Here is a 21,806-nt window from a genome sequence, read left to right as displayed (position 1 = left end):
GCTTTTTTGCGTCTGTTGTATGTGAAAGCAGATGGATAGCCGCGTCAGTGCTTTATCCGTCCTGCAAAAATCTGTCCTTCCCTCCTCGTAAAAATCCGAAACCTTTCCCTGCTAATTAAAAATGTGATATATATCCTATAATAAAAAATAACAATTATATAACATCTCATTCACTAAAAACGCACTAGACATCATTGATAAATTCACAAGATCCTTGGCAGGGGTACAATTCTAATGGCTGATAGCAGTGTAACTGAGAATCGGGTGCTGACGGACAGCGACACCCGTCGTCGTATATGGGCAATCGTAGGGGCATCATCAGGGAATCTGGTCGAATGGTTTGACTTCTACATCTACTCTTTCTGTTCCCTCTATTTTGCCCATATCTTTTTTCCTTCAGGAAACACCACCACACAACTGTTACAGACTGCTGGGGTTTTCGCCGCAGGGTTTCTGATGCGGCCTATTGGCGGATGGATTTTTGGCCGGATAGCCGATAAGCACGGACGTAAAAAGTCCATGTTATTGTCAGTATGCATGATGTGTATGGGATCGCTGGTGATCGCCTGTCTGCCGGGGTATGAAACCATTGGCACTTGGGCACCTGCGCTGCTGCTGCTCGCCAGATTATTTCAGGGGCTGTCTGTTGGCGGAGAATATGGCACCAGTGCGACCTACATGAGTGAAGTCGCCGTGGAAGGTAAGAAAGGGTTTTATGCTTCATTCCAATACGTGACCTTGATTGGTGGGCAACTTCTGGCATTGCTGGTTGTGGTGATATTACAGCAAACGTTAGAAGACTCAGCGCTCAGAGCATGGGGCTGGCGTATTCCCTTTGCGCTGGGAGCCGTACTGGCGATTGTCGCGCTTTGGTTACGTCGTCAGTTAGATGAAACCTCAAAACAGGATGTGCGTGCGCTGAAAGAAGCAGGCTCCCTGAAAGGGCTATGGCGTAACCGCAAGGCCTTCGTGATGGTGCTCGGATTTACTGCTGCGGGTTCGTTGTGTTTCTATACCTTCACCACCTACATGCAGAAGTACCTGGTGAATACGGCAGGTATGCATGCCAACGTGGCCAGCGGCATAATGACGGCGGCACTGTGCGTGTTTATGCTGGTACAGCCGCTGTTCGGCGCGTTGTCAGATAAAATTGGCCGCCGTACCTCGATGCTGTGTTTTGGCGCATTAGCCACGTTGTTTACCGTTCCTATCCTGACGGCGTTGCAGAATGTGACCTCCCCGTATATGGCATTTGGTCTGGTCATGTGTGCCTTGTTGATCGTCAGTTTCTACACTTCAATCAGTGGCATTCTGAAGGCCGAAATGTTCCCGGCGCAGGTTCGCGCATTGGGGGTAGGATTGTCTTATGCAGTGGCGAATGCCTTGTTTGGTGGATCGGCCGAATATGTTGCGCTGTCGCTGAAGTCCGTTGGTATGGAAACCACATTTTTCTGGTACGTCACCGCTCTGGCCGTGGTTGCATTCTTTGTCTCATTACTGCTGCACCGCAAAGGTAAAGGCCTGCGCCTCTAATGGTGGGCCATTTGCCAGACGGCATAGCCGGTAGATGCGCCGGCGACATCCCAGGCAAAATCTTTCCAACTCCAGCCGCTTCCTGTGGGGCGGCTGTCCCAAAGTTCTTTTGATGCGCCAAGGCTAATGGAGAACATGAAACCGATGGCAGCGCTGCGATCGGCGCTGTTTCCCTGATGCTGAGCGTACTCGTTACCGGCGGCGGCCAGCATGGCTGAGGCAATAAAGTGTTGTGCTTTGTCTTGCCCACTCCAGTTGTCGTTCGCCATATGGCTACAACCAGAAAGTATCAGGATACTGGCGAGAATAAACAGGCGCACCGTCGTCTCCATAGGAAAAACCCCGTCAGCGACGGGGTTCAGGTTACAAAATACGGCTGATTAATCTGTCGATTCGGATACGGCGGAGTCGACGGATGAGCTTACGCACTTTAACCGGATAGTCGGCAATACTCTGCAGGTCGCGATAGTGCTTAACAACGGTAGTATGTGTGCGGATGAGCTCCAGCTCTTTCTCACGCTGAAGAGTCAGTTCCTGCTTAGGATCGTGGATCAGAATGGCGTTTTCCAGATCCAGGCGCCAGGCGCGAGGGTTAAGGTTGTTGCCGGTGAGCAGCATCCATTTATCATCCACCCACATGCCTTTCAGATGATAAGTATTGTCATCATCTTTCCATAAGCGTACGACCAGTTGATCGGTATTAACGTAATACTGTAGTCGGCTCAGGAAGCGGCGAAGGTTTATTTCATACAGATAGGGCAGCGCGCCGATAATCTTAAACGGCTCATCTTCCGGGATGAAAAAGTCGTTAGCGGTCTTATCGCCCACGATAATTTCAACCTTTTTCCCTTCACGCAGAAGCTGGATAATATTGCGCACCAGTATCGCTGGCAGGTTGAAATAAGGGGTACAGATTGTGAGTTTCTGCTCTGCGCAGGGCATCAGATGGAAAATGGTCTTATTCAGCAGACTGGATTTTCCGAGCCCAACCAGAGGCGTCACCGACAGCTGTTCATTATCCGCATTACCCTGGAAATGGAATGACGCATCACGTAATTCCTGACGATACAGGCGGATGTCGTTTTTAATTTCCGGGCTTTTAGGGCGATTGATATCATCAAGACGATTCACGCCGCGACCATTCATCAGGTTCTGCGTGACCCAGTCGAACATGATGTCAGCCATTTGCGCATTGCGAATCAACTGGTAGCGATCGTAGCGATATTTATCATGCTGATGTAGGTAAACGTCGTTCAGGCTGGCGCCGCTATACAGAACGCTATCATCGATGATAAAGCCTTTGAAATGCAGGACGCCAAGCGCTTCACGGGTGTTAATCGGTACGCCGTAGACCGGAATATCGATCCCTGGATTTTCTTGCGCCATTCGGCAGTACCAGTCAGCGTTGGTATTAGACGCTGCTGCGCCAATGCGTCCGCGCTGGGCACGATGCCAGTCGACAAGCACCCGGATATCAAGCTCAGGACGCTGCCGCTTAGCCGCATAAAGCGCGTCGAGGATGCCTTTGCCACCGTCGTCCTGTTCCAGATACAGGGCGATGATGCAAATACGTCGCGTCGCGCTGGCTATTCTCTCCAGCAGAGTCTCCCTGAAATTAGCGGGAGCATAAAAGAAATCTACATCATCAACTGATTGAGAAATCTTCGGTAGTTGGGCAAGGTGTTGTTGATGTTTATTACGCTTAAATTTTGACAACATCACAGTGCATTTCTTCTCTGTTCATTGAAGGGTCCTCTGTGCTATGCAGACGACATAAGCGAGCAATGATAACACCAGTACCCGTTAAAGTGGTCAACATTTCCAGTACCTTACTCACGATTCCTCATATTGGGCCAGATTAAGCGTTAGCCCAACAATTCCCTCTTCGAGCTGGACGTCTACAGCAAACCCGAGTTTTCGGGCCAGGGCGACCATCCCCCGATTGTTCGGCATCGTAATACCATTCAGACGTCTCAGTCCGTGATCTCGGGTGTAGGTAATTAATTTTTCCATCAATCGCCGACCGAGCCCCAGCCCTTTGAGATCCGATCGTACCAGTACGGCAAATTCGGCATCGACGTTATCGGGATCGGAAATTGCGCGCGTCACGCCGAGGATCTCTTCAGTGTTATCACGGCAACGTACCGCCACAAAGGCCATTTCCCGATCGTAGTCGATCTGCGTCATATTGGCTAAATCTTCATGGGTAAATTCATTGATCTCACTGAAATAGCGGTAATACAGATCTTCCTTCGTCACTTGTGAAATGAACTGCTGCAGATGGGGTTCATCCTCCGGCAGAATAGGGCGGAACAGGCAGCGTTCACCGTTTTTCATTTCGACCCACTCTTCAAGCTGATGAGGATAGGGACGCACGGCCAGTCTGCTTTCGTTGTCGCCCGTGAAGGGGGCAATATCTAGCGTAACATCGAGGGCGGTGAATTCACCGGCGGATGCCAGTAATGGGTGGATATCCAGACGTTGAATTTCCGGGCAATCGACGATCAAATTGGACACCTGAACCAAAAGCTGGCTTAAACCGGCGACGTCTAAAGGGCGTAGCGCACTGCGGGCGCGGATCTTTTTGTTTTTGATCCCCTGGATAACCAGATATCGTGCGAGGTTCATGTTCAGCGGCGGCAATGCCACCACGGCTTGCTCTTCCGGTCGCCACTCTACGCCACCTTCTCCCAACATAATGAGTGGCCCAAATACCGGATCGTGTTCGACGACCACGCGCAGTTCCTGAGCCCCCGCGCGGTTAGCCATACTCTGGACAAGCAAACCGTGGATACGCGCCCGCGGCCAGGCCATTTTCACCCGATCAAAAATCGCATTGGCGGCCTGCTGCACTTCGGTTGCCGTTCGCAGGTAGAGCATAACCCCTTGAACTTCCGATTTATGCGGGATATCGGGAGAACGTAGCTTGAGCGCTACCGGATAACCAATTTGTTCGGCGATGTGTACGGCTTCTGCGCTGTCGCTGGCAATCCAGGTGGGCAGCGTGTGCAAGCCATAGGCGTGCAAAATAGGCTGAACTTCATGCGTATCCAGCGATGTTGCCCCGTCAGTAATCGCCTGTTGTAACAGATTATGTGCCTCGGCGGTGTTGGCCGTCAGGCTGTCAGGGAGCACTGGTGTTTCACGCAGCTGCTTCTGGTTACGCCGGTATTCAACCATATGCATAAACGCGGTGATGGTGCCTTCCGGTGTACGATAGGTGGGTAATCCCGCTTCACTAAACAACCTGCGGGCTTCCTGGGATGAAAACTCCCCGCACCAGTTAGTGAGTAAGGAGACAAACTTGCCGCGCGGATGTTGTTTCACCGCCTCAATCAGCGCCTGCGCGCTTTCGGTGCCAGGTGCGGCTGCGCTAGGCGAGTGGATGACCATCAGGGCGTCGAAATCCTGGCTGGCGAGTAAAATATTCAGCGTTTTAACGTAATGCTCACTGCTGGCATCGTCGCGCAAATCCAGTGGGTTGGCGATATCAACGTGGGTTGGTAACGCATCACGTAGTTTCTGGCAGGTCTCTTCGCTTAGCGTGGCCAGTTTGCCGTTTCGCGACCACAGCTCATCTAAAGCCAGTGCAGCAGGGGCGGCACCATTACTGATGATCATCAGCCTGTCGCCACGTAAAGGGCGCATGTGGCTGAGGGTTTCCACCGCTGAGAAAAGCTCGTGTGTGTCCTGCACGCGCAGCAGACCGGCACGCTGAATGGCGGCGTCCCAGGCTGGGTCCATCCCCGAGCTGGTATGCAGCAAGCGCTGAGCCGCCGGGCTGCGACCGCTTTTAATCACCAAAATGGGTTTATTACGCGATGCGCTACGTGCCGCCGAGACAAAACGGCGGGCATCGCTCAAATGTTCGAGGTAGAGCAAAATCGCACTGGTTTTACTGTCGCGGGCCAGGTAATCAAGCAGCTCATCAACGTCAATATCCAGGCTGTCGCCCAGTGCGATAAAATAAGAAAACCCCATTTCTCTCTGCTGTGCCCAGTCGAGAATCGTATTGGATACGGCGGCGGATTGAGAGATAAATGCCAGCTTGCCGCGTTTAATCGGTACCGGTGAAAAACTGGCGTTAAGCCCCTGCCAGGGGGCGAGAAGCCCCAGGCTGTTGGGGCCGAGCAAACGTATGTTGTAGCGTGATGCGCAGGCCAGCAGTTCAGCGTGCTGCGCCGTGGGCGCTGACAAAATAATACAGGTTTTGCAGCCTTTCTCGCCTAGCGCCTCCAGCAGCGTCAGGTTGCGGCTGGCATTGGTACACAGCACGGCGAGATCGGGAGAAAAAGGCAGGCTGGCGATAGTGGGCCAGGCCAGCACGCCCAACACTGCTTTCCAGGCCGGCGTCACCGGTAAAACCGGTCCATTGAAGCCGCCGGCCAGTAAGTTACGCATCATCAGGTAACCCGCACGATTGGGCTTCATTGACGCCCCAATCACCGCAATGGATTTTGGTCGCAGTAGCGCTTCCAGACCACGTTGACTCATATCGGCTTCCTTAATGACACTAGTGACCGAATGATTTTAAACGTTTTCTGTCGAGTCTGCTGTGACGCTTCCCTGATGTTGGGTTTTTCCTGCCAGGTAGCGAGTTTTAAAAAGCGTGAAGTGTTCACTTAATCCTTCGGCTGCCTGCGTGTCTCCAGCCAGATCCAGTAAGGCAATCGCCACTTCGGCGGTGCAATATTGCCCCTCGGCATGGGCTTCGCGCAGACGGTAAGCGGAAAGACGTGATAAATCGACGGAGATAACCGGCAGGTTATCGAGGTACGGACTTTTACGGAACATTTTGCGCGCTTCTGGCCAGGTGCCATCAAGCATAATGAACAACGGTGTTTTACCCGTAGGTGGCGTGAAAATGACCTCACGGCCCTCGTCGGCATAAGATGCCGGGAAGACCACCATCGGTTGATAATCCGGATTGTTAACCAGTTCAAGCAGCGCTGACGGCGGCTCGGTGCGAGACCACTGAAACGCGGCGGTATCCGGCAGAATATCAGCAATCAAACGCCCGGTGTTGCTGGGTTTCATCGGTTCGGTGTCAAACATTACCAGGCAAAAACGACTCTTCGCCTGGGCAGGTCTCAGCGTTTCGCACAGGCACAGTTTCAGCGGCAGTAAGCAGCGCTGGCAGCGGCGAATACGGTTACCTCGGGCAAGAAAAGGGCGCGTGGCGCGCGCAAGGCGCTCGGCACGTAACTGGAGAACGGCGTTATTGGTCATCGGGAAGCACGTTGAAAAATGCTATTGTCGCAGAGGACAAAACGGGGCACAAGATGTGCCCCGTAGAGATTATAATGATTCGTTAAGCCAGCTATCAAACGGGGCTTTAGGCACTGCGCCATTGAGCATATCGACGACTTCACCTTTCTTGAATATCATAATGGTCGGAATGCTGCGGATGCCGAAACGTGCGCTGAGTTCGCGTTCAGCTTCGGTATTCACTTTAACAAAACGCACTTTACCGCTACGCTCTTCAGCGACATCTTCAAAAATGGGGGCGAAGTTACGGCATGGGCCACACCATGGCGCCCAGAAATCGACCACCACCGGAAGATCGTCTTTTAACAGCTTATCCAGCGTAGCACCGGTCGCATTGATCACCTCACCGTCAAACAGGTCGTGACCACAGCGTCCGCATTTGGCCGTATCCTGAACACGATCTTCGGGGATGCGGTTGATAGCCTGGCAGCTGGTACAAACGGTATTCATAACTAACCTCTGGATGAGTAGGGTGGACTTCGCGGCAATCACGCCGATATGTTTCTATTATGTTACATATTATCGGGGAGACTGTTTTAAACAGCAATGCGTTTTATTCAATGAGTACAATAGTCATAAGCTTTTAAATGAAATAATGGCTAACGACGTGCACATCGGGTAATCTGCGCGCTTCGCGCAGAGCAGGTGGAGAAAAGAAATGAGCGACGAACTGAAGAACAAAAACGGCAAGGTCAAAGTGATGTACGTCCGCAGTGACGATGACTCGGACAAGCGCACCCAAAATCCACGTACCGGTAAAGGCGGCGGTCGCCCAGGTACTTCCCGAGCCGAAGGCGGTCGTCGCCCTGCCCGTGATGACAGAAAGGGTCCGAACAGTGAACGTGGCCGCGATCGTGGACGTGACCGCGATGTTGAACGCGACCGTAAACGTGAAGACTCACCGTGGCGTACCGTATCCCGCGCGCCGAGCGATGACGTAGCGGAAAAAGCCGATCACGGTGGGATCAGCGGCAAGAGCTTTATCGATCCTGAAGTATTACGTCGTCAGCGTGCGGAAGAAACCCGCGTTTACGGTGAGAATGCCTGTCAGGCGCTGTTCCAGAGCCGTCCGGACGCCATTGTCCGCGCCTGGTTTGTCCAGAGCGTGACACCACGATTTAAAGAAGCATTACGCTGGATGGCGGCAAACCGCAAAGCCTACCACGTGGTTGACGAAGCCGAACTGGCGAAAGCTTCCGGTACTGAACACCATGGCGGCGTGTGTTTCCTGATTAAAAAACGTAACGGTACAACCGTTAAGCAGTGGGTTGGCCAGGCGGGGGCGCAGGATTGCGTACTGGCGCTGGAAGATATCGCCAACCCGCATAACCTGGGCGGCATGATGCGCAGTTGCGCTCACTTCGGTGTGAAAGGCGTGGTCGTACAGGATGCCGCGCTGCTGGAATCCGGTGCAGCTATCCGTACCGCGGAAGGCGGTGCCGAGCACGTGCAACCGATCACTGGCGACAGTATTGTGGATGTGCTGGATGATTTCCGCAAAGCAGGCTACACGGTCGTGATGACCTCCAGCGACAAAGGTAAGCCGTTGTTCAACACCACGCTGCCAGAAAAAATGGTGCTGGTGTTAGGCCGCGAGCGTGATGCGCTACCGGAAGCAGCATGTTCTGCAGACGATCTGTGCATCGCCATCGACGGTACGGGCAATGTAGAAACGCTCAATGTCTCCGTCGCGACGGGCGTCCTGCTCGCGGAGTGGTGGCGTCAGAACAAAGCCTGATAGTAAAAATGCCAGCGAATCGCTGGCATTTTTTTACTCGCTCTCAGCCGGCAGCACCGGCATCCAGTCGATCGGTTTTTCACCGCGTTTTTCCAGCCACTCATTTGCCAGAACAAAGTGATTGCAGCCAAAGAATCCGCGGTGTGCCGAGAGCGGAGACGGATGCGGCGCTTTCAGAATATGGTGACGCTGCGCGTCAATAATGGCCCCTTTCTTCTGCGCGTGCGCGCCCCAGAGTAAAAACACCACGCCTTCACGGTGCTCGTTAATCAGGCTAATGACTTTATCCGTAAAGGTTTCCCAGCCCAGACTGGCATGCGAATGTGCCTGTCCTGCCCGGACGGTAAGGACGGTGTTCAGTAACAGTACCCCCTGACGTGCCCAGCTTTCCAAATACCCGTGCGTGGGGCGTGTAAAGCCCGGGACCGTCGCTTCAAGTTCTTTATACATATTCAGTAATGACGGTGGAGTAGCTACGCCTGGACGCACAGAAAACGCAAGGCCATGCGCCTGGCCGGGACCGTGGTAAGGGTCCTGTCCCAGGATGACAACTTTCACATCGCCAAGCTCGGTAAAGCGAAATGCGTTAAACACATCTTTTTGCGGTGGGTAAATCGTCATGCCTGACTGGCGTTCACCGGCGACGGTATGCAAAGTGTTAACAAAATAGGGTTGCTGTTTTTCTTCGGTCAGCACATCGTGCCAGGTTAATTCGGTAGTCATCTCGCTCTCCTGCGAATTTCATTCCCCCTAGCTTAACTGCTTCTCTCTGGGGCGCAAAATTCTCTACGATTCTCAAGGGACTACCCCTTAAAGATAGTTGAAAATTTATGTAAAAATTTTATCTACACGCATAGCGTAAGTTGATGTAAAACAATAAAATCCACTCATCACCACTTTGCGTGTGTGGTTTTTGTTGATTTAAATCAAGGAATCAAGGGTGTGCGAGGGGTATATATACACTCAAGCAACAATGGTTTTACCAATTGGCCGCGCGACGGCCAACCGAAATCAAATAATTTTGCCGGGGAGGCATCAACATGATTACAGGTATCCAGATTACTAAAGCTGCAAACGACGACCTGCTGAACTCTTTCTGGCTGCTGGACAGCGAAAAAGGCGAAGCACGCTGCATCGTTGCTAAAGCAGGTTTCTCTGCTGATGAAGTCGTTGCCGTCAGCAAACTGGGCGAAATCGAATACCGTGAAGTACCGGTAGACGTACAGCCAGAAGTTCGCGTAGAAGGTGGCCAGCACCTGAACGTTAACGTTCTGCGTCGTGAAACGCTGGAAGATGCGGTTAAGCACCCGGAAAAATACCCGCAGCTGACTATTCGTGTTTCTGGTTATGCGGTGCGTTTCAACTCACTGACTCCAGAACAGCAGCGCGACGTTATTGCCCGTACAAAAAATGCCGGGTTCATTAACCCGGCATACCGTTTACTCTTTGTCAGACTGCGGCGCGGCAGTTGCGCTCGGCTTGCGACGCTTGCCGATATTTTTGGCGTCGCGGTGACGTTTCTTCACGCGCGGCTTCTCTTTGTCTTTCTCTTTTTTCTCGGCACGTTTCGCCAGCACTTTCTTGGATGGCTTACCGTTAGACTTCTCACTTGGCGCGCGCGTTGTTGGACGCAGTTCGTCAACCACGCGCGGCTTTAGCTGCTCGTCGACATAGCGACTCGCTTTGCCGAGCAGCAGGTGGTCGTGCGCTTCTACCAGAGAAATGGCGGTGCCTTTACGGCCTGCGCGACCGGTACGGCCAATACGGTGCAAATAGGCATCGCCACTACGCGGCATGTCGTAGTTAAACACGTGGCTGACATCAGGAATGTCGATACCGCGTGCCGCAACGTCGGTGGCAACCAGCACATTCACACGACCATCGGTCAGGCGTTTGATCGCTTCGTTACGCTTGCTTTGTACCATCTCGCCTTCGAGATAGCAGTTGTTGATCCCCGCCTGGCGCAGCCAGCCAGCCAGCTCGTGCACGCGCTCGCGTTTACGCACAAAGACGATAGAACGCGTTGCTTCAGGCTGTTTTAACAGGTGAATCAGCAACGCTGTTTTGTGTTCGATATCATCGGCACGATAGTACCACTGATGGATCTTCTTACGTTCGCGGGTGGATGGATCCGCAGAAACCTCAACCGGATCTTCCAGCAGGCGCTCGGCAAAATCTTTAACCGCATTGCCTTCCAGCGTGGCAGAGAACAGCATGGTCTGCTTACGCCAGCGGGTTTCACCGGCAATATGCTCGATATCCTGCGCGAAGCCCATATCCAGCATACGGTCGGCTTCATCGAGGATCAGCGTTTCAACCGCATGGCAGTCGAAGTTCTCTTCTTTAATGTATTGCAGTAGACGTCCGGTGGTCGCGACCACGATGTCCTGATTTTCGCTGAACACTTCCATATGGTTCATGTAGGCCACGCCGCCGGTGATGGTGGCGACATCCAGATGCGTATTCTTCGCCAGTTCACGGGCGTGATCGGCAACTTGCATTGCCAGTTCACGGGTCGGCGTCAGAATTAAAACGCGCGGTGGACCTGATTTTTTGCGCGGAAAGTCGAGCAGGTGCTGCAACACTGGCAGCAAATATGCCGCCGTTTTACCGGTGCCTGTCGGCGCAGAACCGAGTACATCACGGCCATCGAGCGCAGGTGGAATGGCGGCTGCCTGAATAGCTGTCGGGCGAGTGAAACCTTTTTCCTGGAGGGCATCCAGCAGGCTTTCATCGAGTTCAAGTTCGGAAAAAGTCGTTACAGTCATGTTCTACCTCTGTGTGGGGCGCTGATTATAGACGTTACGGCTGCAATCTTCATCTGTTTGTATGGATATACCTTCTCAGGTATTGTTTTTATCCTATGTTATCGTTTTTTTTCCAGGAAGGTTGTTTTTCATGCCCCAGTCTTCATCAGTACTTCGACGTAATGGGTTTACCTTTAAACAGTTTTTTGTGGCACATGATCGTTGTGCAATGAAAGTTGGGACTGACGGAATTTTATTGGGGGCCTGGGCCCCTGTCGCAGGCGTAAAGCGGATCCTTGATATCGGCACCGGGAGTGGTTTGTTAGCACTGATGCTGGCCCAGCGTACAGATAACAGCGTCCTGATTGATGCGGTGGAGCTGGATGTTGACGCCGCGCAACAGGCAGAGGAAAACATCACGCAATCTCCGTGGGGGCAGCGTATCCGGATCCATACTGAAGATGCTCAACGGTGGATACCTCGCCAGACCGTGCGCTTTGATCTGATTATCAGTAATCCCCCTTATTATGAGCAAGGCGTGGAGTGTGGTTCGCCACAGCGCGAGCAGGCACGTTATACCACGACGCTCGATCATGCGGCGCTGATAACGCTGGCGGCGGACAGTATTACAGAAGAGGGCTTTTTTTGCGTGGTACTGCCGGAGCAGATTGGTAACGCTTTTACCCAGCAGGCATTAAACATGGGATGGCATCTGCGTCTGCGTACGGATGTGGCGGAAACCGAAGCCCGGCTGCCGCATCGGGTCCTGCTGGCTTTCTCCCCGCAGGCCGGGGAGTGCTTTAGCGACAGATTAGTGATCCGTGGGCCAGACCAGCGTTACTCAGAAGGTTACACCGCGCTGACCCAGGCATTTTATCTGTTTATGTGATGGCTAAGCGGCGAAAGAATAGAAGGGCCGGATTCAGGCAACTGCTCTGGATAATCCAGCGTGAAGTGCAGGCCCCGGCTCTCTTTACGCATCATTGCGCAGCGCACAATCAGCTCGGCAACCTGCACCAAATTGCGCAGCTCCAGTAAATTGTTCGACACGCGGAAATGGGCGTAATACTCGTCGATTTCCTGTTGCAGCATCGTGATACGCCGCAGGGCTCGCTCCAGACGTTTAGTGGTGCGTACAATGCCAACGTAATCCCACATAAATAGCCGCAGTTCATGCCAGTTATGCTGGATGACAACCAGCTCATCCGGATTTTCCACCCGGCTTTCATCCCAACCCGGAAGCGTGCTTACACTACGTGCGTAGGGCATTCTACGATCAATATCTTCAGCTGCAGACCAGCCGTAGACCAGGCACTCCAGCAGTGAGTTAGACGCCATACGATTTGCACCATGCAGCCCGGTGTAGCTCACTTCGCCGATGGCATACAGACCATCGACGTCAGTCCGTCCATAATCATCGACCATCACGCCACCGCAGGTATAGTGCGCAGCTGGCACGATAGGCACTGGCTCTTTGGTCAGGTCGATCCCCAGGCCCAGCAGCTTTTCATAAATCATCGGAAAATGCTGGCGGACAAATTCTTCCGGTTTATGACTGATGTCGATGAACATGCAGTCCGCACCCAGACGCTTCATTTCATGATCGATAGCACGCGCCACGATATCGCGCGGCGCCAGTTCACCACGCTCATCAAAGTCGGGCATAAAGCGTGAGCCGTCCGGGCGCTTCAGGTGGGCACCTTCGCCACGCAGCGCTTCAGTCAGTAGAAAATTGCGTGCCTGCGGGTGATACAGCGCGGTGGGGTGAAACTGATTAAATTCGAGGTTGGCGACACGACACCCTGCGCGCCAGGCCATCGCAATTCCATCGCCTGAGGAGATATCCGGATTGGTGGTGTACTGATAGACCTTCGATGCACCACCGGTGGCCAGCACGACGGATTTGGCATGGCAGGTTTCGACGGCTTCTTTATTACGGTTCCAGATCCATGCGCCAACTACCCGGCGCGTGCCTGGCAAGCCGATTTTATCGGAGATGATCAGGTCCACGGCGTTGCTACGTTCCAGCACCTGAATGTTGGGATGATTTTGTGCCTTGCTGACCAGCGTGGTTTCGACCTCTTTGCCGGTGGCATCAGCCGCATGCAGGATACGTCGATGGCTATGGCCGCCTTCGCGGGTCAGGTGATAACTCTCTTCACCATTGGGCTGAACCTGCGTATCAAACAAAACGCCTTGATCAATGAGCCACTGGACGCACGTTCGGGCGTTGCTGGCGACGAACTCAACTGCATGGCGATCGCACAATCCCGCGCCGGCAATCAGCGTATCCTCGACGTGAGAATCGATACTGTCGGTTTCATCAAAAACAGCGGCAATGCCTCCCTGGGCATAGAATGTAGAGCCTTCACTCACAGGCCCTTTACTCAGGACAATAACCCGATGTTTCTCAGCCAAGCGCAAAGCCAGTGAGAGTCCGGCAGCACCGCTGCCAATAATCAGCACATCACAGGATAATTCAGGCGTTGTATTCATGATTGTTGTTTAATTTACTAAACAGTGTTTGGTCACCATAGCACCACATTGCGCGAAACTGCACGTTAAATTTTTAATTGTGTTGCAATGGCTAAACACGAAAGAAATTCATAGTGAGAGGTAAAGTATGAAAAATATTTTGTGTAGCAGGCCGTTAGCGTCAGATTAGGAGATGAAATAAAGTGCCCGTTGGGTTACTCTGCAAGCGGTTTAATGGGCATTTCTGTACAGATAGTGCGTTGATCGGGTTATGTAGACTTATAATGAGAGATAAGACCTGTCTACAACATGACAAACAAAAACAAATGCGTAACGGAACTTTACGAAACTTGAGCACTCCAAGTCATTGCTTGCTCATAGTGCAGCTGATGGAGTGGCGTTTCGAAAGCGCGTGGAAATTTGGTTTGGGGAGACTTTACCTCGGATGAGCGAGCAGTTAACGGACCAGGTCCTGGTAGAACGGGTCCAGAAGGGAGATCAGAAAGCCTTTAATTTACTGGTAGTTCGCTATCAGCATAAGGTGGCGAGTCTGGTTTCCCGCTATGTACCGTCGGGCGATGTTCCCGATGTTGTACAGGAAGCATTTATTAAGGCCTATCGTGCGCTGGATTCGTTCCGGGGAGATAGTGCTTTTTATACCTGGCTGTATCGTATTGCAGTCAATACAGCGAAGAATTACCTGGTCGCTCAGGGGCGTCGTCCACCTTCCAGTGATATAGATGCGATAGAAGCAGAAAATTACGAAAGTGGCGGTGCGCTGAAAGAAATTTCGAACCCTGAGAACTTAATGTTGTCAGAAGAACTGAGACAGATAGTTTTCCGAACTATTGAGTCCCTCCCGGAAGATTTACGCATGGCAATAACCTTGCGGGAGCTGGATGGCCTGAGCTATGAAGAGATAGCTGCTATCATGGATTGTCCGGTGGGTACGGTGCGTTCTCGTATCTTCCGAGCGAGGGAAGCTATTGATAATAAAGTTCAACCGCTTATCAGGCGTTGACGGTAGCGGGATACTGGAAAAGGTATTAGGCATGCAGAAAGAAAAACTTTCCGCTTTAATGGATGGCGAAACGCTGGATACTGAGTTACTCAAAGAGCTGACTCACGACCCGGAAATGCAAAAAACCTGGGAGAGTTATCACCTGATCCGCGATTCCATGCGAGGTGATACCGCCGACGTTCTCCATTTCGATATTTCCGACCGAGTAATGGCAGCCATCGCAGATGAGCCAGTACGTCAGGCGGCGCCATTGATTCCTGAGGCCCAGCCAGCACCACATCAGTGGCAGAAAATGCCATTCTGGAAGAAAATGCGTCCGTGGGCCGCTCAGCTTACTCAAATGGGTGTGGCCGCGTGCGTATCGCTTGCAGTTATCGTTGGCGTCCAGCACTATAATGGGCAATCTGAAACGTCCCAGCAGCCCGAAACGCCGGTATTTAATACATTACCGATGATGGGTAAAGCCAGTCCGGTGAGCTTGGGTGTACCTTCTGACGCGACGGCCAGCAGCGGCGGTCAGCAACAGCAGGTGCAGGAGCAGCGTCGTCGTATCAATGCTATGTTGCAGGATTACGAACTGCAGCGCCGACTGCACTCCGAACAGCTTCAGTTTGAGCAGGCACAGACACAGCAAGCCGCTGTACAGGTGCCAGGAATTCAAACTTTAGGAACGCAATCGCAGTAATGAAGCAACTTTGGTTTGCCATGTCACTTGTGGCTGGTAGCCTGTTCTTCTCTGTCAACGCCTCGGCCACTCCTGCGTCCGGGGCGTTATTGCAGCAGATGAATCTGGCCAGCCAGTCGCTCACCTATGAGCTGTCCTTCGTCAGCATCAATAAACAGGGTGTTGAATCCCTACGTTATCGTCATGCTCGTCTGGATAACCGTCCGCTTGCACAACTGTTGCAATTAGATGGACCACGCCGGGAAGTCGTACAACGTGGGAATGAGATCAGCTATTTTGAGCCGGGGCTCGAACCGTTCACGCTGAACGGTGATTATATTGTTGATTCTCTGCCATCTCTGATTTACACCGACTTTAAACGTCTCGCACCCTACTATGATTTTATCTCGGTAGGCCGAACCCGTATTGCAGACAGGCTTTGTGAAGTGCTCCGCGTCGTGGCGCGTGACGGGACTCGTTACAGCTACATTGTCTGGATGGACACCGAAACTAAGCTACCGATGCGCGTCGATCTTCTTGACCGGGATGGCGAAACGCTGGAACAGTTCCGCGTGATCGCTTTTACTGTGAATAGCGGCGTCGGAGACAGCATGCAGACGCTGGCAAAAGCCAACCTGCCGCCGTTGCTATCCGTTCCCGCAGGCGAGAAAACCAACTTCAACTGGAACCCATCGTGGTTGCCGCAAGGATTCAGTGAAGTCTCTAGCAGCCGTCGTCCACTGCCGACGATGGACAATATGCCGATTGAATCGCGTCTTTATTCTGACGGGCTGTTCAGCTTCTCTGTGAATGTGAACCGCGCGCAGCAAAACAGCGCCGATCAGCTCCTGCGTACCGGACGCCGCACGGTCAGTACCAGCGTACGAGATAATGCCGAAATCACTATCGTTGGTGAACTTCCGCCGCAAACGGCGAAGCGCATCGCGGACAATATCAAGTTCAGGGCTGCACAATGATCAAAGAGTGGGCAACGGTTGTTTCCTGGCAAAATGGCCTGGCGACAGTCAGCTGTGACGTTAAAGCGTCGTGCAGCAGCTGTGCCTCAAGGGCCGGATGCGGAAGCCGTGTGCTGAATAAACTGGGACCGCAGACAACGCACACCATTGTGGTGCCTAGCGTTGAACCTCTGGCTCCCGGTCAGAAAGTTGAGCTAGGCATTGCTGAAGGCAGCCTGTTGGGCTCGGCAATGTTAGTCTATCTGTCTCCGCTGGCGGGGCTGTTTGTTTTTGCCGCATTGTTCCAGGTGTTGTTTGGCAGCGATATCGCCGCGTTAAGCGGTGCGATACTGGGCGGTGTGGGTGGATTCCTGATTGCTCGTGGTTTCTCACGCAAGCTGGCTGAACGTGAGGCCTGGCAACCGGTGATTCTCAATGTTGCTCTCCCGCCTGACCTTCTTCGCGTCGAAACACACCAGTGATATATAGGCCTGATGGCGCTGCGCTTATCAGGCCTACAGGACCGTTACTACGTAGGCCAGATAGGGCACTTTCGCCGTACTTCGGTAAAAGTTTCACTGACTTTGCTAAGTTGTTTCCAGTTCCCGCTATCCTTGCTCTATGAACATTTCCTCGCCTCAGCGTTGTAGTGTAGAATGCGGCGTTTCACTTAAACCGACGTTAAGCTCAGAACAGCGACTTCTCAAAGCCTGCCCAGGCAGGCGTAAGGCACAATAATTACACTATATGAAGAACATACGTAACTTTTCAATCATAGCTCACATCGACCACGGTAAATCAACGCTGTCTGACCGTATTATCCAGATCTGCGGTGGCCTGTCTGACCGTGAAATGGAAGCGCAGGTTCTCGACTCGATGGATCTTGAGCGTGAGCGCGGTATTACTATCAAAGCGCAGAGCGTGACGCTCGATTTCAAATCATCTGATGGTGAAACCTACCAGCTTAACTTTATCGACACGCCGGGCCACGTTGACTTCTCGTATGAAGTTTCGCGCTCGCTTGCCGCCTGTGAAGGCGCTCTGCTGGTGGTTGACGCCGGACAGGGTGTTGAAGCGCAAACGCTGGCTAACTGCTATACCGCCCTGGAAATGGATCTCGAGGTGGTGCCTGTACTGAACAAAATTGACCTGCCGGCTGCCGATCCTGAGCGTGTAGCGGAAGAGATCGAAGATATCGTCGGTATCGATGCGACAGATGCGGTTCGCTGCTCGGCGAAAACCGGCGTCGGCGTGACCGACGTTCTGGAACGTCTGGTGCGCGAAATTCCGCCGCCGGAAGGTGACCCGGAAGGCCCGCTGCAGGCGCTGATCATTGACTCCTGGTTCGATAACTATCTGGGTGTGGTCTCGCTGGTACGTATTAAAAACGGCACCATGCGCAAAGGCGACAAAATCAAAGTGATGAGCACCGGGCAGGTGTATAACGCTGACCGTCTGGGGATCTTCACGCCTAAGCAGGTTGACCGTACCGAACTGAAGTGCGGCGAAGTGGGCTGGCTGGTTTGTGCGATTAAAGACATCCTCGGCGCCCCGGTCGGCGATACGCTGACTCAGGCACGTAATCCGGCAGATAAAGCGCTGCCAGGATTTAAAAAGGTGAAACCGCAGGTTTACGCCGGTCTGTTCCCGGTCAGCTCTGACGATTACGAAAACTTCCGTGATGCGTTAGGTAAGCTGAGCCTGAACGATGCCTCCCTGTTCTATGAACCGGAAAGCTCTACCGCGCTGGGCTTCGGCTTCCGCTGTGGCTTCCTTGGTTTGCTGCACATGGAGATCATTCAGGAACGTCTGGAACGTGAATACGATCTGGACCTGATAACCACTGCACCGACCGTTGTTTACGAAGTTGAAACCACGGGTAAAGAGACTATCTATGTCGATAGCCCGTCCAAACTGCCGCCGCTGAACAACATCTATGAGCTGCGCGAGCCGATCGCTGAGTGTCATATGCTGCTGCCTCAGGCATATCTCGGCAACGTTATCACGCTGTGTATCGAGAAGCGTGGCGTACAGACCAACATGGTTTACCACGGTAACCAGGTGGCGCTGACCTATGAAATCCCGATGGCAGAAGTGGTGCTCGACTTCTTCGACCGCCTGAAGTCAACGTCTCGTGGCTATGCGTCACTGGACTATAACTTCAAACGCTTCCAGGCCTCTGACATGGTGCGCGTTGATGTTCTGATCAACAACGAGCGTGTTGATGCGCTGGCGCTCATTACCCACCGTGATAACTCACAGAGCCGCGGCCGTGAGCTGGTGGAAAAGATGAAAGAACTGATCCCACGCCAGCAGTTTGATATCGCGATTCAGGCAGCCATTGGTACGCACATCATTGCGCGTTCAACGGTTAAGCAGCTGCGTAAAAACGTTCTGGCTAAGTGCTATGGCGGTGATATTAGCCGTAAGAAAAAGCTGCTGCAGAAACAGAAAGAAGGTAAAAAACGCATGAAGCAGATCGGTAACGTCGAGCTGCCTCAGGAAGCGTTCCTCGCCATTCTGCATGTCGGTAAAGACAGCAAATAATCCTAAGGAGTTGGCATGGCGAATATGTTTGCCCTGATTCTGGTGATTGCCACACTGGTGACGGGCATTTTATGGTGCGTAGATAAATTTATCTTTGCGCCAAAACGCCGGGAGCGTCAGGCAGCGGCACAAGCCGCTGCGGGTGATTCACTGGATAACACAACGCTGAAAAAAGTCTCCCCGAAGCCGGGCTGGCTGGAAACCGGAGCATCCGTGTTCCCGGTACTGGCGATTGTACTGGTGGTGCGTTCATTTATTTATGAGCCGTTCCAGATCCCATCGGGTTCGATGATGCCGACGCTGTTAATTGGTGATTTTATTCTGGTGGAGAAATTTGCCTACGGAATTAAAGATCCGATTTATCAGAAAACACTGATCGAAACGGGCCATCCGAAACGTGGTGATGTCGTGGTGTTTAAATACCCGGAGGATCCGCGCCTGGACTACATCAAACGCGCTGTCGGTTTACCGGGAGACAAAGTGACGTACGATCCAGTGGCGAAAGAGGTCACGATCCAGCCAGGATGCCGCTCCGGTCAGGCGTGTCAAAACGCATTGCCGGTCACGTACTCTGACGTTCAGCCGAGTGATTTCGTACAGACGTTTGCACGTCGTAACGGTGGCGAAGCGACCAGTGGTTTCTTCGAACTTCCGCTGAGCGAAACGAAAGATAACGGTATTCGCCTGACCGAACGTAAAGAGACGCTGGGCGAGGTGACGCACCGCATTCTGACCGTGCCAATCGCGCAGGATCAGGTGGGGATGTACTACCGCCAACCGGGTCAGCAACTGGCGACCTGGATTGTTCCACCGGGACACTACTTCATGATGGGTGATAACCGCGACAACAGCGCGGACAGCCGTTACTGGGGATTTGTACCGGAAGCGAATCTGGTGGGTAAAGCGACGGGCATCTGGATGAGTTTCGACAAGCAAGAAGGTGAATGGCCGACCGGTGTTCGTTTAAGCCGTATTGGTGGTATTCATTAATTGCTGATAATCGTTCACGTTGTCGTCATAATGGCGGCAACGTGAATTATTTCTCGGATAAATTCCCGCAGACTAACGACATCCCTTGTCGTTGTGTATAGAATATTCCCCCGTAGTTTTAGGTTGGCACCGTCAGGTTGCCACGGCACACGAAACAGCGTTGATTCGTATACAAGCGCATTCAGGCGACGCCGAAACGGCTAACCGAGTGATGTATATCAGGTCTGTTTCGTGTGCTGGATTGTTGACGCATTCATTTATTGGTATCGCATGAACCCCATCGTAATTAATCGGCTTCAACGGAAGCTGGGCTACACTTTTAATCATCAGGAACTGTTGCAGCAGGCATTAACTCACCGCAGTGCCAGCAGCAAACATAACGAGCGTTTAGAATTTTTAGGCGACTCTATTTTGAGCTTTGTTATTGCCAATGCGTTGTATCATCGTTTTCCGCGTGTGGACGAAGGTGATATGAGTCGCATGCGCGCCACGCTGGTGCGCGGTAATACGCTGGCTGAATTAGCCCGTGAGTTTGATCTCGGCGAATGTTTACGTTTGGGGCCGGGCGAACTGAAAAGCGGCGGCTTCCGTCGTGAATCTATTCTGGCTGATACCGTCGAAGCACTGATCGGCGGCGTCTTCCTCGACAGTGATATTCAGACTGTTGAACAACTGATCCTTAACTGGTATCAAACCCGTCTGGATGAAATTAGTCCGGGCGACAAACAAAAAGATCCGAAAACGCGTTTGCAGGAATACTTGCAGGGTCGCCACCTGCCGCTGCCGTCTTATCTGGTAGTACAGGTCCGTGGCGAAGCGCACGATCAAGAATTTACTATCCACTGCCAGGTTAGCGGCCTGAGTGAACCGGTGGTTGGCACAGGTTCGAGCCGTCGTAAGGCTGAGCAGGCTGCCGCCGAACAGGCGTTGAAAAAACTGGAGCTGGAATGAGCGAAGAAAAAACCTATTGCGGATTTATTGCCATCGTCGGTCGCCCGAACGTTGGTAAATCCACCCTGTTGAATAATCTGCTTGGGCAGAAGATTTCCATTACCTCCCGTAAGGCGCAGACGACCCGTCACCGCATTGTCGGTATTCATACCGAAGGCGCGTATCAGGCTATTTATGTTGATACCCCGGGCCTGCACATGGAAGAAAAGCGTGCCATCAACCGCCTGATGAACAAAGCGGCCAGCAGTTCTATTGGTGACGTTGAATTGATTATTTTCGTCGTAGAGGGCACGCGCTGGACGCCGGACGACGAAATGGTGCTGAACAAACTGCGTGACGGTAAAGCTCCGGTTATCCTGGCGGTCAACAAAGTGGATAACGTCCAGGAAAAAGCCGATCTGCTGCCGCACCTGCAGTTCCTGGCAAGCCAGATGAACTTCCTCGACATCGTACCGATGTCTGCCGAAACCGGCATGAATGTCGATACCGTTGCGGGCATCGTGCGTAAGCATCTGCCGGAAGCGATTCATCACTTCCCGGAAGATTACATCACCGACCGCTCGCAGCGCTTTATGGCCTCTGAAATCATCCGTGAAAAGCTGATGCGTTTCCTTGGTGCTGAACTGCCGTATTCTGTGACCGTTGAGATTGAGCGCTTTATCCCTAACGAACGTGGCGGCTACGACATCAACGGCCTGATCCTTGTCGAACGCGAAGGGCAGAAGAAGATGGTAATTGGCAACAAAGGGGCCAAAATTAAAACCATCGGTATTGAAGCACGTAAAGACATGCAGGAAATGTTCGAAGCGCCTGTGCACCTTGAACTGTGGGTGAAAGTGAAATCTGGCTGGGCCGATGACGAACGCGCGCTGCGCAGTCTCGGTTACGGCGACGACGTCTAAACCCTTCCTCTGAA

Annotated in this window: 20 protein-coding genes and 1 pseudogene; 13 read left to right on the top strand and 8 right to left on the bottom strand. The window is 52.6% G+C overall.

The features are described from left to right. Positions 1-234 precede the first annotated feature (234 nt). The gene (locus FDW88_RS01380; protein WP_115257745.1) at positions 235-1,533 is read left to right on the top strand and encodes an MFS transporter; all 1,299 of its coding nucleotides are present in this window, start codon (positions 235-237) and stop codon (positions 1,531-1,533) included. Here the strand turns inward: FDW88_RS01380 and FDW88_RS01375 are convergent. The 5 genes from FDW88_RS01375 to trxC all read right to left on the bottom strand — a co-directional run bounded on the left by FDW88_RS01375 (position 1,530) and on the right by trxC (position 7,251). After that, on the bottom strand, positions 1,530-1,865 hold the full coding sequence (locus tag FDW88_RS01375) for a YfiM family lipoprotein (RefSeq protein WP_220470426.1): 336 nt from the start codon (positions 1,863-1,865) through the stop codon (positions 1,530-1,532). The two genes, FDW88_RS01380 and FDW88_RS01375, sit on opposite strands and share 4 nt — an antisense overlap. A gap of 31 nt (positions 1,866-1,896) precedes the next feature. After that, positions 1,897-3,252 carry a CDP-diacylglycerol--serine O-phosphatidyltransferase gene (gene pssA / locus FDW88_RS01370; RefSeq protein ID WP_137361872.1) on the bottom strand — a complete coding sequence of 452 codons (1,356 nt, stop codon included), beginning with the start codon at positions 3,250-3,252 and terminating at the stop codon, positions 1,897-1,899. 114 nt (positions 3,253-3,366) lie between these two features. Further along, positions 3,367-6,027, bottom strand: coding sequence for a protein lysine acetyltransferase (gene pat, locus FDW88_RS01365; RefSeq protein WP_137361871.1), 2,661 nt, complete (start codon positions 6,025-6,027; stop codon positions 3,367-3,369). 36 nt (positions 6,028-6,063) lie between these two features. Then, positions 6,064-6,762, bottom strand: coding sequence for a tRNA-uridine aminocarboxypropyltransferase (gene tapT / locus FDW88_RS01360; RefSeq protein WP_096756114.1), 699 nt, complete (start codon positions 6,760-6,762; stop codon positions 6,064-6,066). A 69-nt stretch (positions 6,763-6,831) separates the two neighbouring features. Further along, a complete protein-coding gene (gene trxC, locus FDW88_RS01355) occupies positions 6,832-7,251 on the bottom strand; it encodes a thioredoxin TrxC (protein ID WP_045446319.1) in 420 nt (139 codons plus the stop codon). Positions 7,252-7,459: 208 nt separating this feature from the next. On the opposite strand from trxC, the gene FDW88_RS01350 reads away from it, so the two are divergent. Further along, positions 7,460-8,539, top strand: coding sequence for a tRNA/rRNA methyltransferase (locus tag FDW88_RS01350; RefSeq protein ID WP_117343488.1), 1,080 nt, complete (start codon positions 7,460-7,462; stop codon positions 8,537-8,539). A 33-nt stretch (positions 8,540-8,572) separates the two neighbouring features. Here FDW88_RS01350 and ung read toward each other — a convergent pair whose 3' ends face one another. Continuing rightward, positions 8,573-9,262, bottom strand: coding sequence for a uracil-DNA glycosylase (gene ung / locus FDW88_RS01345; protein ID WP_096756117.1), 690 nt, complete (start codon positions 9,260-9,262; stop codon positions 8,573-8,575). Between the two features lie 317 nt (positions 9,263-9,579). Between ung and grcA the strand changes: the two are divergent. Next, positions 9,580-9,945, top strand: a pseudogene (gene grcA / locus FDW88_RS01340) (autonomous glycyl radical cofactor GrcA); the annotation flags it as partial. Positions 9,946-9,978: 33 nt separating this feature from the next. Here grcA and srmB read toward each other — a convergent pair. Next, entirely contained in the window at positions 9,979-11,307 is a 1,329-nt protein-coding gene (gene srmB / locus FDW88_RS01335) for an ATP-dependent RNA helicase SrmB (protein ID WP_137361870.1), read from the bottom strand. 130 nt (positions 11,308-11,437) lie between these two features. Here srmB and trmN point away from each other — a divergent pair, with 130 nt between their 5' ends. After that, a complete protein-coding gene (trmN, locus tag FDW88_RS01330) occupies positions 11,438-12,175 on the top strand; it encodes a tRNA(1)(Val) (adenine(37)-N(6))-methyltransferase TrmN (protein WP_137361869.1) in 738 nt (245 codons plus the stop codon). On the opposite strand, the gene nadB is transcribed toward trmN, so the two are convergent. Next, positions 12,160-13,782 carry an L-aspartate oxidase gene (nadB, locus tag FDW88_RS01325; protein ID WP_137361868.1) on the bottom strand — a complete coding sequence of 541 codons (1,623 nt, stop codon included), beginning with the start codon at positions 13,780-13,782 and terminating at the stop codon, positions 12,160-12,162. The two genes, trmN and nadB, sit on opposite strands and share 16 nt — an antisense overlap. Before the next feature lie 263 nt (positions 13,783-14,045). On the opposite strand from nadB, the gene rseD reads away from it, so the two are divergent. The 9 genes from rseD to era all read left to right on the top strand — a co-directional run bounded on the left by rseD (position 14,046) and on the right by era (position 21,792). Beyond that, entirely contained in the window at positions 14,046-14,210 is a 165-nt protein-coding gene (rseD, locus tag FDW88_RS01320) for a rpoE leader peptide RseD (RefSeq protein ID WP_135911581.1), read from the top strand. After that, positions 14,207-14,782: an RNA polymerase sigma factor RpoE gene (gene rpoE / locus FDW88_RS01315; RefSeq protein WP_003037573.1), complete on the top strand. Its 576-nt coding sequence runs from the start codon at positions 14,207-14,209 to the stop codon at positions 14,780-14,782. Before rseD ends, rpoE begins: the two co-directional genes overlap by 4 nt. 31 nt (positions 14,783-14,813) lie before the next feature. Then, positions 14,814-15,467 carry an anti-sigma-E factor RseA gene (rseA, locus tag FDW88_RS01310; protein ID WP_115257749.1) on the top strand — a complete coding sequence of 218 codons (654 nt, stop codon included), beginning with the start codon at positions 14,814-14,816 and terminating at the stop codon, positions 15,465-15,467. Further along, a complete protein-coding gene (gene rseB, locus FDW88_RS01305) occupies positions 15,467-16,423 on the top strand; it encodes a sigma-E factor regulatory protein RseB (protein ID WP_137361867.1) in 957 nt (318 codons plus the stop codon). Before rseA ends, rseB begins: the two co-directional genes overlap by 1 nt. Further along, positions 16,420-16,884, top strand: coding sequence for a SoxR-reducing system protein RseC (rseC, locus tag FDW88_RS01300; protein WP_115257751.1), 465 nt, complete (start codon positions 16,420-16,422; stop codon positions 16,882-16,884). The genes rseB and rseC overlap by 4 nt, the downstream gene beginning before the upstream one ends. A 265-nt stretch (positions 16,885-17,149) precedes the next feature. Beyond that, positions 17,150-18,949: a translation elongation factor 4 gene (lepA, locus tag FDW88_RS01295; protein WP_096756125.1), complete on the top strand. Its 1,800-nt coding sequence runs from the start codon at positions 17,150-17,152 to the stop codon at positions 18,947-18,949. A 15-nt stretch (positions 18,950-18,964) separates the two neighbouring features. Continuing rightward, complete coding sequence (gene lepB, locus FDW88_RS01290) at positions 18,965-19,939, top strand: signal peptidase I (RefSeq protein ID WP_137361866.1); 975 nt, start codon at positions 18,965-18,967, stop codon at positions 19,937-19,939. 270 nt (positions 19,940-20,209) lie between these two features. Next, complete coding sequence (gene rnc / locus FDW88_RS01285; RefSeq protein ID WP_003037579.1) at positions 20,210-20,890, top strand: ribonuclease III; 681 nt, start codon at positions 20,210-20,212, stop codon at positions 20,888-20,890. Next, positions 20,887-21,792, top strand: coding sequence for a GTPase Era (gene era, locus FDW88_RS01280; protein ID WP_096756127.1), 906 nt, complete (start codon positions 20,887-20,889; stop codon positions 21,790-21,792). Before rnc ends, era begins: the two co-directional genes overlap by 4 nt. Positions 21,793-21,806 lie beyond the last annotated feature (14 nt).

Origin of the sequence: Citrobacter sp. wls829 (assembly GCF_005280825.1) — a bacterium.
Classification (GTDB): Bacteria; Pseudomonadota; Gammaproteobacteria; order Enterobacterales; family Enterobacteriaceae; genus Citrobacter; species Citrobacter gillenii.
Note: the sequence above shows the minus strand (reverse complement) of the source record. Positions and strands in the feature narration are given on the sequence as shown.